This window comes from Streptomyces collinus (assembly GCF_031348265.1).
Classification (GTDB): Bacteria; Actinomycetota; Actinomycetes; order Streptomycetales; family Streptomycetaceae; genus Streptomyces; species Streptomyces collinus.
This window is the reverse complement of sequence record NZ_CP133771.1, coordinates 6,779,652-6,797,123: the sequence shown is the minus strand read 5'-3', so window position 1 is coordinate 6,797,123 and position 17,472 is coordinate 6,779,652. Positions and strand designations below refer to the sequence as shown.

The 17,472-nt window shown below is 69.3% G+C and carries 11 protein-coding genes; 2 read left to right on the top strand and 9 right to left on the bottom strand.

Features of this window, described 5'->3' with window-relative positions; genetic code table 11:
* Position 1: 1 nt before the first annotated feature.
* From RFN52_RS30860 to ngcE, 7 genes are all read right to left on the bottom strand, one after another.
* Complete coding sequence (locus tag RFN52_RS30860) at positions 2-1,294, bottom strand: sugar ABC transporter permease (protein WP_184851054.1); 1,293 nt, start codon at positions 1,292-1,294, stop codon at positions 2-4.
* Positions 1,291-2,082 (bottom strand): ATP-binding cassette domain-containing protein, encoded by a 792-nt coding sequence (locus RFN52_RS30855; protein WP_030244550.1) that lies wholly within the window; start codon positions 2,080-2,082, stop codon positions 1,291-1,293. Before RFN52_RS30855 ends, RFN52_RS30860 begins: the two co-directional genes overlap by 4 nt.
* 189 nt (positions 2,083-2,271) lie before the next feature.
* Complete coding sequence (locus tag RFN52_RS30850; protein WP_184854087.1) at positions 2,272-3,372, bottom strand: ABC transporter substrate-binding protein; 1,101 nt, start codon at positions 3,370-3,372, stop codon at positions 2,272-2,274.
* Between the two features lie 133 nt (positions 3,373-3,505).
* On the bottom strand, positions 3,506-4,717 hold the full coding sequence (locus RFN52_RS30845) for an ROK family transcriptional regulator (protein ID WP_184851052.1): 1,212 nt from the start codon (positions 4,715-4,717) through the stop codon (positions 3,506-3,508).
* Positions 4,718-5,222: 505 nt separating this feature from the next.
* The gene (locus RFN52_RS30840; protein WP_184851050.1) at positions 5,223-6,143 is read right to left on the bottom strand and encodes a carbohydrate ABC transporter permease; all 921 of its coding nucleotides are present in this window, start codon (positions 6,141-6,143) and stop codon (positions 5,223-5,225) included.
* Between the two features lie 3 nt (positions 6,144-6,146).
* Complete coding sequence (locus RFN52_RS30835) at positions 6,147-7,073, bottom strand: carbohydrate ABC transporter permease (RefSeq protein WP_033306840.1); 927 nt, start codon at positions 7,071-7,073, stop codon at positions 6,147-6,149.
* Positions 7,074-7,117: 44 nt separating this feature from the next.
* Positions 7,118-8,572 carry an N-acetylglucosamine/diacetylchitobiose ABC transporter substrate-binding protein gene (ngcE, locus tag RFN52_RS30830; protein ID WP_184851048.1) on the bottom strand — a complete coding sequence of 485 codons (1,455 nt, stop codon included), beginning with the start codon at positions 8,570-8,572 and terminating at the stop codon, positions 7,118-7,120.
* A gap of 382 nt (positions 8,573-8,954) precedes the next feature.
* On the opposite strand from ngcE, the gene RFN52_RS30825 reads away from it, so the two are divergent.
* A complete protein-coding gene (locus RFN52_RS30825; protein WP_184851046.1) occupies positions 8,955-12,752 on the top strand; it encodes a GH92 family glycosyl hydrolase in 3,798 nt (1,265 codons plus the stop codon).
* Positions 12,753-12,772: 20 nt separating this feature from the next.
* On the top strand, positions 12,773-14,764 hold the full coding sequence (locus tag RFN52_RS30820) for an alpha-glucuronidase (RefSeq protein ID WP_184851044.1): 1,992 nt from the start codon (positions 12,773-12,775) through the stop codon (positions 14,762-14,764).
* Here RFN52_RS30820 and RFN52_RS30815 read toward each other — a convergent pair.
* Both RFN52_RS30815 and RFN52_RS30810 read right to left on the bottom strand, forming a co-directional pair.
* Positions 14,710-16,758 carry a beta-galactosidase gene (locus tag RFN52_RS30815; protein WP_184851042.1) on the bottom strand — a complete coding sequence of 683 codons (2,049 nt, stop codon included), beginning with the start codon at positions 16,756-16,758 and terminating at the stop codon, positions 14,710-14,712. The genes RFN52_RS30820 and RFN52_RS30815 overlap by 55 nt on opposite strands.
* Positions 16,755-17,438, bottom strand: a complete 684-nt coding sequence (locus RFN52_RS30810; protein ID WP_184851040.1) for a hypothetical protein — start codon at positions 17,436-17,438, stop codon at positions 16,755-16,757. The genes RFN52_RS30815 and RFN52_RS30810 overlap by 4 nt, the downstream gene beginning before the upstream one ends.
* Positions 17,439-17,472 lie beyond the last annotated feature (34 nt).

Genomic DNA, 17,472 nt, shown 5'->3' with positions numbered 1-17,472 from the left:
GCTACGCGCGCCCTGCCGTCTTCTGCGTCTTACGGGTGACGGCGTCGATGACGACCGTGGCCAACAGCACACCACCGGTGATCATGTACTGCACCGGGGAGGCGATGCCCTCCAGGGCGAGGCCGTACTGGATCGACACGATCACGAGCACACCGAGCAGCGCGTTCCAGGTGCGTCCACGGCCGCCGAACAGCGACGTGCCGCCGATGACCGCCGCGGCGATCGCGTTCATCAGCAGGTCACCGCCGCCGGCGCCCTGGTTGGCCGCGGCGATCTTCGAGGCGATGAACAGGCCGCCCACCGCGGCGAAGGTCCCGGCGATCGCGAACACCGAGATCCGGACCATTTCCACGTTGATGCCGGCCCGGCGGGACGCCTCGACGCTGCCGCCGAGCGCGAACACCTTCCGGCCGTACGCCGTGCGCCGCAGCACGAAGTCCGTGACCAGCAGCACCGCGATGAAGATCACCACGGCGAGCGGCAGGCCCTTGTACTGGTTGAAGACGATGGCGACGGTGAAGGCGAGCACGGCCAGCAGCACGGTCCGCACGATGGTCTCGCTCAGCGGCCGCGACGGCACACCGGCGGCCTCGCGGCGCCGGTTGCCGAGGAAGGAGCTGAGGAAGAACCCGGCGGTCACCACCGCGGCCAGACCGTACGCGGCGGCCACGTCGGAGAAGTAGTAGCTGGTCAGCTGGGCCACGACCCCGTCCGGGTCGAGGTTGATGGTGCCGTTGTCACCGAGGATCTGGAGCATGAAGCCGTTCCAGAACAGCAGACCGGCCAGCGTGACGGCGAAGGCGGGCACGCCGATCTTCGCGAAGAAGAAGCCGTGCAGCACGCCGGCGACCGTGCCGGTGAGGATGGCCAGCACGAAGGCGAGCCACTCGTTCATGCCGTTGGTGACGTTCAGCACCGCGAAACTCGCGCCCGCCACGCCGGAGACCGAACCGACCGACAGGTCGATCTCGCCGAGCAGCAGCACGAACACGATGCCGACGGCGATCATGCCCGTGCCGACCATGGCGACGGACATGTCGGACAGGTTGCCCGCGGTGAGGAAGTTGGAGTTCAGGCTCGTGAAGATGAGCCAGATGATCGCGAGGCCGATGACGACCGGGATGGATCCCAGGTCGCCGGACTTCATCTTCCGCTTGAACTCGCTGACGTAGCCCTTGAGGCCCTGCTCGCGCACCAGCAGCCGGGGGTCGACGACCGTGACGGCGGCCTTGGCCGCCTCGGGGTTCTCCACGACGTGGTCGTCCGGAGCCGCGGAGGTCTTGTCGATGCTCACTTGGAACCCTCCCCGTTCGTGCGCGCCGCACGGCGGGTCACGGCGTTGTCGGTGGCGCCGGTGATGGCGGAGATGATCTCTTCCTGCGAGGTCGACTTGACCTCGAAGACGCCGTTGTTGCGGCCGAGGCGCAGCACGGCGACCTTGTCCGCGACGGCCTTCACGTCGGCCATGTTGTGGCTGATGAGGATCACGGCGTGGCCCCGCTCGCGCAGCCGCTCGACCAGGTCGAGGACCTGTGCGGTCTGCTCGACGCCGAGGGCGGCGGTGGGCTCGTCGAGGATGACCAGCTTGGGCTCGCCGAGCATGGAACGGGCGATGGCCACGGTCTGGCGCTGACCGCCGGAGAGCGAGGCGATCGGGATGCGCACGCTGGGGATGCGGATCGACAGTGTGTCGAGCAGCTCGCGGGAGCGGCGCTCCATCTCCACCTCGTCCAGGACGCCGCGCTTGCGGATCTCCCGGCCCAGGTAGAGGTTGCCGACGACGTCGATGTTGTCGCAGAGCGCGAGGTCCTGGTAGACGGTCGCGATGCCCAGGTTCTGGGCGTCGTGCGGCTTGTTGATCTGGACGGACCTGCCGTCCCATTCGATGACACCCTCATCGATGGGGTGCACGCCGGCGATCGTCTTGACCAGCGTGGACTTTCCGGCTCCGTTGTCGCCGACCAGGGCGACCACCTCACCGGCGTGGACCTCAAGCTCTACGTCGGTGAGCGCCTGAACGGCACCGAACCGCTTGGAGACCCCGCGCAACGCCAGCACGGGCGTAGCGGACACGTGAACCATCTCCTTCGCCGCCTGACCCGGCGGGAGGTTGTGCAGAAAGGTGGGAGGAGTGATCCGTCCGGCGCCCCGCATAGCTTGCGGGGCTGATGTGGCGGGGCGCCGGAGGAACTCTGGGGCGAACCGGTCCCCGCATGGAGTCACGGGAGTCCGGCTCGGACTCCCGTGCCCCACGGGGGACTTGGCGGCTTCTTACTTGAGGCCGATCTTGTCGCAGGCGGCCTTGTACTTGCCCGTGCAGATCTCGTTCACGGTGTAGATGCCGTCCTTGATGACGGTGTCCTTGATGTTGTCCTTGGTCAGCGAGACGACCGGGACGAGGACGGAGGGGATGGCCTTGGTGGTCGGGCTGTCGACCTTGTCCTTGGCGATCGAGTCGAGCGACTTGCCCTGGGCGAGGGCGACGGCCATCTCGGCCGCGACGTCCGCCTCCTGCGGGTAGGGCTTGTAGACGCTCATGTACTGCTCACCGGTGACGATGCGCTGCACACCGGCGAGTTCGGCGTCCTGGCCGGTGACGGGGATGTCGGCGATGCCGGCGGCCTTCAGGGCGGTGATGATGCCGCCCGCCATGCCGTCGTTGGCGGAGTAGACGCCGACGATCTTGTCCTTGCCGAGGGCGGAGATGGCGCCCTCCATGTTGGAGTTGGCGTTCTCCGGCTTCCACTCCTTGGTGTCGTACTCGCGGCCGATCTTCACCTTGCCGTCGAGCACGGAGTGGGCGCCCTTCTTGAACTGGGCGGCGTTCGGGTCGGTGGAGGACCCGTTCATCATGACGATCTGGCCGTCCTTGGCCTTGTCGCCCAGGGCCTTCAGCAGGGCCTCGCCCTGGGTCTTGCCGACGGTCTCGTTGTCGAACGAGGTGTAGGCGTCGATCGGGCCCTCGGCCAGGCGGTCGTAGGCGACGACGGGGATGCCCGCGTCCTTGGCCTTCTTCACCGAGCCGGCGATCGCCTTGGAGTCCACGGCGTCCACGATCAGCACGTCGACCTTGTTGGTCACCATCGTGTCGACCTGCTGGTTCTGCGTGCTGGCATCCTGCTTGGCGTTCGCGTAGACGACCTCGCCCTTGCCGTTGGTGAGCTCCTTGACCTTCTCCTCGATGAGGGGACGGTCGAACTTCTCGTAACGGGCGGTCGCGTTCTCGGGAAGGAGCAGGCCGACCTTGATGTCGTCGCCCTTCTTGGCGGACCCGGTGGAGTCGGCGTTGTCGCCCGACTCCTTGGCGCTGCCACAGGCAGCAAGCGAAACAGCCATCGCACCGGCGGCAATAGCAACAGCGGCGCGACGCATACGCGTGTTCACTTCAGAAACCTCCCTGACGAGGCCGCGACATTGCGGCCGAGGTGGCTGGAAGTCAACTCGGCCACACGTGCGACGTCAAGAAGTAAATCCTTAACGAGATGGCAACGGTGCCATCCGTTCTCTAAGTGAAGGCAGGGGTGACTGCCTGCAGTGCACTGGGAGCCGTCCCGTCCAAAAGGGTCGAATCACCCATCTCGCTGAGGGCGAGAGCGAGCGCTCCGAGCACTTCCGCACGGCCTCCGAGGGCACCGGGGAGAACGGACAACTGGCGTGCCGCACTGGGAATGGCATAGCGGCCGACGGACTCCCGGATCGGCCCGAGCACCAGCTCACCGGCCTCGGCGAGATCACCGCCGAGGACCACGCGGCTCGGGTTCAGCAGGTTGCAGAGATTGGCCACCCCACTGCCGATGTGACGGCCGACGTCGGCGATCACCCGACGGCAGCCCGGGTCTCCGTCCCGCGCCAGCCGCACGACGCCCTCCATGGTCAGATCGGTGCCGTGACTGGACTGGAGGAGCGGGAGCACGTAGCGCGCGGCCGCGAAGGTCTCCAGGCAGCCGCGGTTTCCGCAACGGCAGACGGGGCCGGACTCGTCGAGTGTAATATGCCCGATTTCTCCTGCGGTGCCGCCGGGGCCGCGGTAGATGTTGCCGCTGATCACCAGGCCGGCGCCGACACCGCTGGCGACCTTGATGTAGGCCAGGTCGCGGACGCCCCGGCCGCTGCCCCAGACCATCTCGCCGAGGGCGCCGAGGTTGGCGTCGTTGTCCACGTGCACGGGGACGCCGAGGCGGCCCCGGAGCTCCTCGGCGGGCTTGGTGCCGGTCCAGCCGGGGAGGATCGCGGTCGAGCCGAGGGTGCCGGATTCGACGTCGATGGGGCCGGGGACGCCGAGGCCCACGCCGGCGATCTTGGAGCGGTCGACGCCGGTGGCTTCGATCAGGCGGGTGACCAGCTGTTCCGCGCGGTCGAAGCCCTGGGTGGACGAGGCGTCCACGTCCAGCGGCTCGGACTCCTCCGCCAGGACCTGGTGGGCGAGGTTGCCGATGGCGACGCGGAGGTGGGTGTGACCGAAGTCCACGCCGATGACGATGCCGGCGTCGCCGCTCAGCGACACGCTGCGGGCCCTGCGGCCGCCGGCGGAGGTCGGTGTGACCTCGACGGTGCCGCCGTCCTTCAGCTCCCGGACGATGTTGGACACCGTCGCCGCGGACAGGCCTGTCGTCCGCGCGATCTCGGCCTGGGTGAGGGAGCCCGCCAGGCGCACGGCTCGTACGACCCGCTCCAGGTTGGCTCGGTGCAGCGATGACTGCGACCCCGGAGTCTCCACGACGACCTCCTGCGCACGGGGCCGCTTCGATGAGACCCCGTCTATGTCCAACTAGTGAACTCTAAGCTGAGCCGTTCGGGTTGCCTCCCGTCAAGAGGTTGAACTGATTCCGCGGCGTATGCGGTCCGTCGCGGAGCGCTATGTGGGGGTACGCGCTTTCTGCCTGCGGCGGCCCGCGCGGCTGTTCGGGGGTGCGCGTCTTCGCCTTGCGCCGTGTGGGGGCCGGGGCCGCGCCGGGGGGTGTCCGTCCTCGGAACGGCGCGATGGGCTCGGACGCCGACTGACTCCCCGTTGACGCGCCAACCGCTGCGGGCGGACACCCCCCGACACGGCCCCTGCTCGCCGTACGCGGGTGCGGGCGCGCTCCGCCCCAGCTGCGGGCATGCATGCCTCCCCCCAGTGCCTCAAGGGCCTGGGCGGTGTCCCCAGGCGGCACGGGTGGGCGCAGCGGTACCCCGCTCCGCCGGGTTGCGGACCCACCCGGCCCCAGCCCCTCCGGCCCGGGCTACTTCAACGCCCCCGCAGTGAGCCCCTGCACCACCTGCCGCTGGAAGACGATGTACGCCGCCAGCACCGGCAGCATCGCCATGACCAGACCCGCGAACAGGCCCGACCAGTCGCCCTTGTACCCCTGGCTGACCGCCAGCTGCACCAGACCCTGCGTGAGGACCCGCTTGTCGGGGTCGGTGTTCAGGACCGTCGGCAGCATGTACTGGTTCCACTGCCCCAGGAAGTTGAAGATGCCGACGCTGATCAGGCCCGGCTTGGCCATCGGGAGCATGATCTGGAAGAACGTACGGCTGTGGGAGGCCCCGTCGACGAACGCCGCCTCGGCGATCGACGTCGGCAGCGTGCGGAAGAACGCCGCCAGGAAGAACACCGTGAACGGCAGCGAGTAGGCGATGTAGACCAGGATCAGGCCGTGGATGGTGTTCAGCAGGCCCATGTTGTTCACGACGTAGAACAGCGGGACCAGCGCGAGCATGATCGGGAAGCTCATGCCGCCGATGAACAGGAAGTAGATGAAGCGGTTGCCGGGGAAGTCGAAGCGGGCCAGGACGTAGGCCGCCATGGAGCCGAGGACCAGCGTGCCGATGAGGGAGCCGCCCACCACGAGCACCGTGTTGAGGAAGTAGTCGCTCATGTTGGCCTGGGTCCACGCCCGCGACCAGTTGTCGAAGTGCAGGGAGTCCGGGAGCGACCAGGGGGAGCTGAAGATCGAGCGGTCGTCCTTGAAGGACGTCATGACCGCCCAGAGCAGCGGCATGACCACCATGAACGCCCAGATGACCAGGACGCCGTGGGAGAAGACGTTGAGGACGGTGCCCTCTTTCTTCTCCTTCACAGGCGGCGGCCGGACGTCCGTCTTGGTGATCGGGGCTCCGGACTCGGCCGGGAGCGGCGCGGGGGTTTCGGTCGTCTTCAACGGTCAGTACTCCAGCCGCTCGCGACGGCCCAGCCGCATCACCACGGCGGCGAAGGCCAGCGTGACGACGAGCAGGGCGACTCCGATGGTGGTGGCGTAGGCGGCCTGCCCGTCACGGAACGCCTTCTGGTACACGTACAGGACCATGACGGTGGTCGAGTAGTCGGGACCGCCCGGCCCGGTCGTCATGATCTGTACGACCGCGAACGACTCGGCACCCAGGGCGAGGATGCCCATGTAGACCCAGCCGGACTGCACCGTGTCCCAGAGGAGGGGCAGGGTGACCCGGAAGAACGTGGTGACGCGGTTCGCGCCGTCCAGGAGCGCGGCCTCGTACATCTCCGCCGGGATGGAGGCCATGCCGGCGGAGAAGAGGACGACGAAGAAGCCGACGGTCGACCAGACGAGGACCGCCATCACCGCCCAGAGGGCCAGATCGGGGTCGCCCAGCCACAGGGGCTGGACGTCGTCCAGGCCGATGCCGCGCAGCAGCGAGTTGAGCGCGCCGCTGTCCGGGTTGTACGCGAACGCGAACAGCAGCGCGACGATGGCGATCGAGAGGACCTGCGGGAAGAAGTAGACGATCTTGTAGAAGGAGGAGCCGCGGACACCGGTGATCACCGGGCCGTTCTTTCTCTTTCTGCCGCCCACGTTGATCATGAAGGCGAAGAACAGCGCGAGGCCGATCGTCACCACCGGCAGCAGGAGGGCGAACAGCAGGCTGTGCTGCAACGACTTCCAGAAGATGTCGTCGTCGAGCATCCGGCTGTAGTTGTCGAAACCGACCATCTTGAATTCGGGGCTCAGGCCGGTCCAGTCCGTGAACGAGTAATAGATGGACTGGATGAACGGCCAGACCACGAAGAGCGCGTACAGTCCCAGGGGCAACGCCAGGAAGCCCACGATGAACCGGTACTTGCCGTGCTGCATCGCCACTCCGGTGCCGTGTGCGGAAATTGGGTTTTCCGGTTCCGTTACTGGTGCTTGTAGTGCTTGATGGAGTCGTCGTTGGCGGTCTCGTCGGCGAAGGCCTGGATCTTCTTGATGGCCTCGGCCGGGGTCAGGCGGCCGGCCATCATCTCGCCCAGCCCGGAGACGCCGATCTTCTCCTTCTGCAACTGCACGTACCAGTCCTGCATACGGGGATTCACCACGTTCTCGCCGGCCTTGTCCAGTGCCGCGACACCGGATTTCAGACCGGGGGTGAGGGTGACGCCGTCGGTGCCGCCGTTGTACGCGGTCAGCGACTTCACCTTTCCGGTGAAGTTCTTGGAGGAGGCCTCGCTGAGCATGATGCGCAGCTGCTCCATGCCGCCGGCGGCGTTCTTCGCCTTGGCCGGGATGATGAAGGGCTCGCCGCCGGAGGCCCAGATCGTGCCGAAGGGCATCTTGTCGGAGGAGTCGATGCCGGTGGGCGCGGAGACGGCCAGGTCGAAGTCCTCGGGGATGACGTTGGCCGACTCGTTCTCCACCCAGGAGCCGTTCGGGATGAACAGCGCCTTGCCCTCGGCCCACGCGGTCTGTGACTGGATGTGGTCCAGGCCCGGGGTGCCCTTGAGGACGTAACCCTTCTTGTAGAGCTCGTAGTACGCGTCGAAGCAGGCCTTGACGGCCGGGTGCTTCCAGGCGTTCGGCTCCAGGTTGTCGATGGCGTCGAGGACCTCCCGGCCGCCGACCTTGCCGATCATCGGGTAGAGCGAGAAGGGGAGGTAGTAAGGGTATTTGCCCGCGTATGTCCAGCCCGCCATGCCCTTCTTCTTGGCCTTCTCGCAGACGGCGAGCATCTGGTCCCAGGTCTCGGGGTACTGCTCGTCGAGCGAGTCCAGGGCCTTCTGCGAGTACCAGACGCCGTAGACCGTGTAGGCGTAGTAGAGGATCCAGACCTTCTCGCCGTCGAGCCGGCCCATCTCCACGATGCCGGGGCGCAGCGTGTCGCGGACCTTCTTGCCCGGGTCGTCGTAGGAGGGCGCGTCCAGCAGCGGGGTGAGGTCGGTGAGCTGGTTCTTGCCGGCCAGGACGCCCATGTCCATCTGCTCGGCGCCGGAGTTGTCGATGAGATCCGGCGGGGTGCCCTGGTTGAAGCGGGGCTGGAGCGTGGACTGGATCTTCTGGGTGGCGGAGAACTTCACCGAGGCCTTGGGGAAGTTCTTCTCGTAGATCTTCACGGCGTCCTCGGCGTACTCCTTGCCGAAGCCGCCGTCGAACAGGACGAATTCCATCCCGGCCGTGTCGTTGACGGCGAGCGGGTTCTTCGCGGTCTTCTTGCCGGCCTTGGCCTTGTCCCCGCTGTCGTCCCCGCCGCTGCTGGCGCAGGCGGACAGGAAGCTCATGGTGGGTACGGAGATCAGCCCGAGCGCGGCGGACCTTTTGATCAGATCACGGCGGCCGACACCCTCGGTGCCGTGGTTCTCGGCGGAAGTGGATCCCATGCTCAAGTCCTCGCCTTCTCCAGGACTCAGGCGGTGAACCGGATCCTCCCCGGCACCGCGATCGGGTCAAGCTGGGTCGTGCAGGAAAGTGCGGGTGATGACGTGTGGGCGCTGAAGTGCGGATCGTGTGAAGCGTCCGACAGGTATAGTCCACTTCCCGCCAGCGGATCAAGATCGAACGCAAGGTTGGCCGTGGGTCTTATCCGAGTTGAGACCTCGCGGAAGTATGAGTGACCTGTTGGTGCTCCGCCGGAAATATCCCGGTCACCGCGCCCGAATGCCACAGGCAACACCCTTGACACTCCCCGCCACTTGGGCAACTACTGGTCCTTGCGCATCGATAGTGACAACGTTGTCCACTGCGCAGGGAGGGTACCCGTTGATGCAGCGGAAAGCTCGGCACAGATGGGGTTCGGCGGTCGTGTCGGCGACCGCCTTCGCTTTGGCCCTGGGTTCGCAGGGCGTTGCGGTCGCACTGCCGCAGGCCCCCGGGAAACCCGATCGGGGGTTCACGTCCTCGTTCGAGGCGGACGACCCTGTTCCGGACTGGTCCAACACCGTCGACACCGGCCCCGACGGGGGCAAGCGCGCCTCCGGCGTGGACGGCGGCTACAGCAGCGGCATACCGGGCAATGTGACCGACCGGGTCACCGATGTCCGGGCCAGTGCCGAGAACACGGGCGGCGGCGAGGTGAAGGAGAACCTCGTCGACGGTGAACCGAGCACCAAGTGGCTCACCTTCGAGCCCACCGGCTGGGCCGAGTTCGACCTGGACAAACCAGTCAAACTGGTGCGTTACGCGCTGACGTCGGCCAACGACCACGATGAGCGCGACCCGAAGGACTGGGCCCTGAAGGGTTCGGCCGACGGCAAGGACTGGAAGACCCTGGACTCCCGCTCCGGCGAATCCTTCTCCGAGCGGTTCCAGACCAAGACGTACGACCTCGCCGCACCCGGCGAGTACCGGCACTTCCGGCTGGACGTCACCGCGAACAACGGCGGAGGCATCCTCCAGCTCGCCGACCTCCAGCTGTCCACGGGCGGCGGCGAAGGGCCGGTCCCGCAGGACATGCTCTCCCTGGTCGACCGCGGGCCGAGCGGCTCCCCCACCGCCAAGGCGGGCGCCGGGTTCACCGGGAAGCGGGCCCTGCGTTACGCCGGCCGGCACACCGCCGACGGGCGGGCGTACTCGTACAACAAGGTCTTCGACGTGAACGTGGCCGTCGGCCGGAACACGCGGCTGGCCTACCGGATCTTCCCGTCGATGGCGGACGGCGACCTCGACTACGACGCCACGAACGTCTCCGTCGACCTCGCCTTCACGGACGGCACCCACCTGAGCGAGCTGCGCGCCACCGACCAGCACGGCTTCCCGCTGACCCCGCAGGGGCAGGGCGCGGCGAAGATCCTCTACGTCAACCAGTGGAACGACGTGGCCTCGCGGATCGGGTCGGTCGCGGCCGGGAAGACCGTGGACCGGATCCTGGTGGCGTACGACTCCCCCGAGGGCCCGGCGAAGTTCCGGGGCTGGCTGGACGACGTGACCATCGAGTCCGCCGCCCCCGAGCGGCCGAAGGCCCATCTGTCGGACTACGCGGTGACGACCCGGGGCACCAACTCCAGCGGCGGCTTCTCACGCGGCAACAACTTCCCGGCGACGGCGGTGCCGCACGGCTTCAACTTCTGGACGCCGGTGACCAACGCGGGATCGCTGAGCTGGCTGTACGACTACGCGCGAGCCAACAATTCCGACAACCTGCCGACGATCCAGGCGTTCAGCGCGAGTCATGAGCCCAGTCCCTGGATGGGCGACCGGCAGACCTTCCAGGTGATGCCGTCCCTCGCCTCCGGTACTCCGGACCTCGGCCGGGAGGCTCGGGAGCTGGCCTTCAAGCACGAGAACGAGACGGCACGGCCGTACTACTACGGGGTGCGGTTCGAGAACGGGCTGAAGGCCGAGATGGCGCCGACCGACCACGCGGCGGCGCTGCGCTTCACCTACCCCGGCGACGACGCGAGCGTCCTCTTCGACAACGTGACGGACCAGGCGGGGCTCACCCTCGACAAGGAGAACGGGGTCGTCACCGGCTACTCGGACGTGAAGTCCGGGCTGTCGACGGGGGCGACCCGGCTGTTCGTCCACGGCGAGTTCGACAAGCCGGTGACCGGGGGTGACTCCAGCGGCGTCAAGGGCCATCTGCGCTTCAAGGCCGACGACCGGACCGTCACCCTGCGCCTGGCCACCTCACTGATCAGCCTCGACCAGGCGAAGGACAACCTCCGCCAGGAGATCCCGGAGGGCAGGTCCTTCGAGGCGGTGAAGAAGAGCGCCCAGCGGCAGTGGGACCGGCTGCTCGGCAAGGTCGAGGTCGAGGGCGCGACGCCCGACCAGCTGACGACGCTGTACTCCAGCCTGTACCGGCTGTACCTGTACCCGAACTCCGGGTTCGAGAAGGTCGGCGGGAAGCACAAGTACGCCTCGCCCTTCTCCCCCATGCCGAACCCGGACACCCCGACGCACACCGGCGCGAAGATCGTCGAGGGCAAGGTGTACGTCAACAACGGTTTCTGGGACACGTACCGGACGACCTGGCCCGCGTACTCGTTCCTGACCCCCTCCCGGGCGGGTGAGCTGGCCGACGGGTTCGTGCAGCAGTACAAGGACGGCGGCTGGACCTCTCGCTGGTCCTCCCCCGGCTACGCGGACCTCATGACGGGAACGTCGTCGGACGTGGCGTTCGCGGACGCCTACGTCAAGGGCGTCGACTTCGACGCGAAGGCGGCCTACGAGGCGGCGGTGAAGAACGCGACGGTCGTACCGCCGAACCCGGGCGTCGGCCGCAAGGGCATGGGCACCTCCCCCTTCCTCGGCTACACGAGCACCGAGACGCACGAGGGCCTGTCCTGGGCACTGGAGGGCTACCTCAACGACTACGGCATCTCCCGCATGGGACGGAAGCTGTACGAGGAGACCGGCGAGCGGCGCTACAAGGAGGAGTCGGAGTACTTCCTGGACCGCGCCCAGGACTACGTGAACCTCTTCGACGCGAAGGCCGGGTTCTTCCAGGGCCGGAACGCCAAGGGCGACTGGCGGGTGGAGTCCGCGAAGTACGACCCCCGGGTGTGGGGCCACGACTACACCGAGACCAACGGGTGGGGGTACGCCTTCACCGCCCCGCAGGACAGCCGGGGCCTGGCCAACCTGTACGGCGGCCGCAAGGGCCTCGCCGACAAGCTGGACGAGTACCTCTCCACCCCGGAGACGGCCTCCCCCGAGTTCGTCGGCTCCTACGGTGGTGTCATCCACGAGATGACCGAGGCGCGGGACGTGCGGATGGGCATGTACGGGCACTCCAACCAGGTCGCCCACCACGCCCTGTACATGTACGACGCGGCCGGGCAGCCCTGGAAGACGCAGAAGAACGTCCGCGAGGTGCTGTCCCGGCTGTACACCGGCAGCGGGATCGGGCAGGGCTACCACGGCGACGAGGACAACGGCGAGCAGTCGGCCTGGTTCCTGTTCTCCGCGCTCGGCTTCTACCCGCTGGTGATGGGCAGCGGCGAGTACGCCATCGGCTCGCCCCTGTTCACGAAGGCGACCGTGCATCTGGAGAACGGGCGCGAACTGGTGGTGAAGGCGCCCCGCAACAGCGCGAAGAACGTCTATGTGCAGGGGCTGAAGGTCAACGGCCGGACCTGGACGAAGACCTCCCTGCCGCACGCGCTGGTCGCCGAGGGCGGTGTCCTGGAGTTCGGCATGGGCCCGCGGCCGTCGTCCTGGGGCACGGGCAGGCATGCCGCGCCCGTGTCGATCACCCGGGACGACGAGGTGCCGACGCCCCGTGCGGACGTGCTGAAGGGGGACGGTGCCCTGTTCGACGACACGTCGGCGACGGATGCGGCGGTGACGTCCGTGGACCTGCCGGTCCGCGAGGGCGCCCAGGCGGTCCAGTACACGCTGACCTCGTCGGCGGACCGGGCGGAGGCACCGGACGGCTGGACGCTCCAGGGCTCCTCCGACGGCACCACCTGGCGGACGCTGGACCGGCGCTCCGGGGAGTCCTTCGCCTGGGACCGGCAGACCCGTGCGTTCTCGGTGAAGTCACCGGGTACGTACGAGAAGTACCGCCTGGTCCTCGACGGCGAGGCGACCCTGGCGGAGGTCGAACTGCTGGGCTGAAGAACCGAGTTGGGGGTCTCGTGCCGCTTCCCGTGCCCGTCCTGCCCGAGGGCGTCGACCCGGCCTGGCTGCCGCCCGCCGCCTTCCGGGCGATCGGTGGCCGCCGGACGCTGATCCGGGGGTCGGCTCCCCTGGTGGAGACGGTGCACGGGGAGGTGGTTCAGGCCTGCCGGCGGTTCGGGGGCCGGGTCGTGCGCGGCGCGCCGGACGGCGGCGCGTACGACCTGGCTCTCGCCCTCGGCGCCGAGGGCCCGGAGCCCCTCGGCGAGGAGGGTTTCACCTGCGCGCGGGAGGGCGGCACGACGACCGTCACCGCCTCCGGCGGGCGTGGCCTGCTGTACGGGCTGTTCCACGTCGTACGGCTCGGCGACGACGCCTTCCGCGGGGAGCGGGCCCGGGAGGTCCACCGGCCGGCGCTCGCCCTGCGCATGCTCGACCACTGGGACAACGTGGCCGTGCACCCGGTCATGGGCCAGGTGGAACGCGGGTACGCGGGCGGCTCGCTGTTCTGGCGGGACGGCAGCGCGCGGGGCGAACTCGACCGGGTGCGGGCGTACGGCAGGCTGCTGGCGGCGTGCGGGATCAACGCGGTCTCCGTGAACAACGTCAACGTGCACGCGGCCGAGGCGCGCCTGCTGACCGACCGCATCGGTGAAGTGGCCGACATCGCCGCGGCGTTGCGGCCCTACGGCATCCGCACCCACCTGTCGGTCTCCTTCGCCGCGCCGGTCACGCTCGGCGGGCTGCCCACCGCCGATCCGCTGGACGGGGCGGTGCGCGACTGGTGGGCCGGGGCGACGCGGCGGGTGTACGAGGCGATACCCGACTTCGGCGGGTATGTGGTGAAGGCCGACTCGGAGGGGCAGCCGGGACCGTTCGCGTACGGCCGCAGTCACGCCGAGGGCGCGAACCTGCTGGCGGCGGCGCTGGAGCCGTTCGGCGGCACGGTGCACTGGCGGGCGTTCGTCTACGACCACCGCCAGGACTGGCGGGACCGCACGACCGACCGGGCCCGCGCCGCGTACGACCATTTCGTGCCGCTGGACGGGGAGTTCGCCGAGCAGGCCGTGCTCCAGGTGAAGCACGGGCCGATGGACTTCCAGGTGCGGGAGCCGGTCTCGCCGCTGATCGGCGCGATGCCGCGGACTCGGCTGGCGGTGGAGCTGCAGGCCACCCAGGAGTACACCGGGCAGCAGCGGCATGTGTGCTGGCTGGGGCCGATGTGGAGTGGGGTGCTGCGGTTCCGGCACGAACACGACCAGTCGGTGGGCGAATTGGCGCGGGGCGGGCTCGTCGCCGTGTCGAACGCCGGCGGCGACCCGTTCTGGACGGGGCATCCGCTGGCGCAGGCCAACCTGTACACCTTCGGGCGGCTGGCCTGGCAGCCGGATGCCGAGCCGCGCGCGGTGCTCGACGAGTGGATCAAACTCAGCTTCCCGGCCGCGCCCCCGCAGTTGGCCGACGGGCTGCACGCCGTGCTCGACGGCTCCTGGCGGACGTACGAGAAGTACACCGCTCCCCTGGGCGTGGGCTTCATGGTGCAGCCGGGGCACCACTACGGGCCGAGCGTGGACGGATACGAGTACAGCCCTTGGGGGACCTACCACTTCGCCGACCGGGACGGCATCGGCGTCGACCGCAGTGTGGCGACCGGCACGGGCTACGCAGGGCAGTACCCCAAGCCGTGGGCCGAGCTGTACGAGTCTCCGGACACCTGCCCGGACGAACTGCTGCTGTTCTTCCACCACGTGCCGTACGGGCATGTGCTGAAGAGCGGGAAGACCGTGATCCAGCACATCTACGACACGCACTTCGAGGGTGTCGAGGAGGTCGAGGAGGCCCGGTCGGTGTGGGCATCCCTGGCCGGGCTGGTGGACCCGGCGCGCCACGCACGGGTGGCGGAGCGCTACGAGGAGCAGCTCCGCGGCGCCCGCGAGTGGCGCGACCAGGTCAACAGCTACTTCTTCCGCAAGTCCGGGGTGCCGGACGGGCGGGGGCGGCGGATCTGCTGAAGGATCGCCACGCCCCAGGGGTCGAGGACCAGGGGTTCGCCCTGGTCCAGCCGCTTGCCGGTGAGCAGGTCGGTCGCGGTGGCGTGGGCGGTGAGGCGGGCCGGTTCGGGGGCGTGGTTGAGGAGGAAGAGCAGGCGGGTGCCGTCGGGGGCGACCCGGGTGGCGGTCTCCACCGCGGGGTGGCCGGCGTAGGGGCCGAGCAGGTCGTGGCGGGCCAGGATCCGGCGGACGATCTCGTCGACGCCCGGCCGGTCGAGGGCGGTGGCGACGTACCAGGCCTCGCCGTCGTGGTCGCCGACGGGGTTGCGGGTCACGGCCGGGGTGCCCGCGTAGAAGTCGGTGCCGTACGTGGCGACAGGCCCGGCGCCGCGCGGTCGCACGATCTCGAAGACGAGCCGGGCCTCCGTGCCCAGCTCGGGGACGGTCTGGGTGAACTCCGGCGGCCGGGCGTCCCATTCGTCCACGCGGATGCCCATGAGGGGTGCGAGCGGCCCGGGGACGTCGGTGAGGAACGCGCGGTCGTGCTCGTCGACGCGGCCGGAGAGGAAGGTGGCCAGGACCGTGCCGCCGCGGGCGGCGACGGCTTCGAGGCGGGCGGCGAGATCGCCCTTGACCATGTGGAGGGCGGGGGCGAGGACCACGTCGTAGGGCGTGAGGTCGGCGCTCTGCGGGATCACGTCCACGTCGGCGCCCGCCTCCCGGGCGGCCCGGTAGTAGGCGTGGACCACGTCCGGGTACTTCACCAGCCGGGACGGGCCGTCGGAGATCTCCAGGGCCCACCAGCTGTCCCAGTCGAAGAGGAGCGCGGTGCGGGCGGGGGTGCGGGCGCCGAGTGTCCGGTCGCCCAAGGCCTCCAGTTCCCGTCCGAGGGCGGCGACTTCGCGGAAGACGCGGGTGTCGTCGCGGCCCGCGTGGCCGATGACGGCCCCGTGGTACTTCTCGCAGGCGCCCCGGGAGGCCCGCATCTGGAAGTAGAGGGCGGCGTCGGCGCCGTGGGCGATGGCCTGGAAGGTGGCGAGGCGGAGTTCACCGGGCCGCCGCAGCGGGTTGACGTCGCGGCAGGCCGTCGTGGACGGGGTCTGCTCCATCAGCCAGAAGGGGGCGCCGTCCTTCAGGCCGCGCATCAGGTCGTGGGCGAGGGCGGGCCGGGTCGGCGGCGCGTCGAGGGGCGGGTAGTTGTCCCAGGAGGCGAAGTCCAGGTGGGGCGCCCAGCGGTGGTAGTCGAGGGGGCGGAAGAGGCCCATGAAGTTGGTGGTGACGGGCGTGTCCGGGTCGTGGGCGCGAATCGCCTCCTTCTCGGCCAGGAAGCAGCCGAGGAGGGCGTCGGTGGTGAAGCGGAAGTAGTCGAGCGTGGTGCCCTGGAAGGCGGTGTGGTCGGGGCCGCGCCAGTGCTCGGTGAGGGCGTTCGGCGGCTCGATCTGGTCCCAGTCGGTGTAGCGGTGGGACCAGAAGGTGGTGCACCAGGCGTCGTTGAGGGCGTCGAGGGTGCCGTGCCGGTCCCGGAGCCACTGCCGGAACGCCTCGGCGCACCGCTCGCAGTAACAGGCGCCGCCGTACTCGTTGTTGATGTGCCAGGCGAGCAGGGCCGGGTGGTGCGCGTAGCGTTCGGCGAGGCGGGAGGCCAGGGCGATGGCGTGTTCGCGGTACGCCGGTGAACTGGGGCAGAAGTCATGGCGCTGGCCGTAGCGGTGGCGGCGGCCCTCGAAGTCGGTGCGGTTGACCTCGGGGTGCCGCTTGGCGAGCCAGGGCGGGAGGGCGGCGGTGCCGGTGGCCAGGCATACCCGGCGGCCCTCTGTCGCCGCGCGGTCGAGGATGCGGTCCAGGACGGTGAAGTCGTAGGTGTCCGGGGCGGGCTGGGTGAGGGACCAGGTGAAGACACCGACGGTGAGGGTGTCGATGCCGGCCCGGGTGAACAGGCGGTGGTCCTCGTCCCAGACCTCCTGGGGCCACTGCTCGGGGTTGTAGTCGCCGCCGTAGCGGATCTTGCGCGTCATGCGGTGAAGTCCTTCCGCGTCTCGGCGATCACCGGGCCGCTGCCGTGCAGCAGGGACAGCAGCAGCGGGGCGGCCAGCAGGGCGGGCACGGCCTCGGTCAGCAGGCCCGCCGACGCGGCCGTCAGAACCAGCAGCGAGGCGGCCGCGAGGGTGGCGCGGCCCTGCCGGAACAGGAAGTACGCGGCGAGGCGGGCGGTGTCCCGGGCGCGGAAGGCGAAGAGCGAGGTGAGGACGAGGGCGTGCGCGCCCCACAGGAGGCAGCCGGCGCCGATCGCCGTGAGCAGCAGCGCCCACCAGCCGGGCAGGCCGGTGGCCGAGAAGTGCGTGAGGGTGAAGGCGATGACCGTCAGCCAGACCAGCAGCGGGGTCCAGAGCTTCAGTGCCGGTACGGCGTTGATCCGCAGGCCGCGCAGATAGGCGCGGGCCGGGTGCAGTTCGGTGAGGTCGCGGCCGCGGTGGTGGAGGGCGTGGAGCGCGGCGGACAGGGCGGGCCCGAGGGGCAGCAGGCACAGGGCCGCGAGGGGGAGGTTGGCGGGGTCGGGGTCGAACAGCAGCAGTGCGGCCAGGCCCGGGGAGGCGGTGAGGAGGAGCAGCGCCTCGACGGTCAGCAGGGTGTGGACGAGGGCGGAGGCGCGCGAGAGGGTCCCGGTGCCGAAGTCGTGGGCGCGTACGGTGCTCATGCCGCGGCCCTCCGGCCGGGCCGGAGCCGCTCGT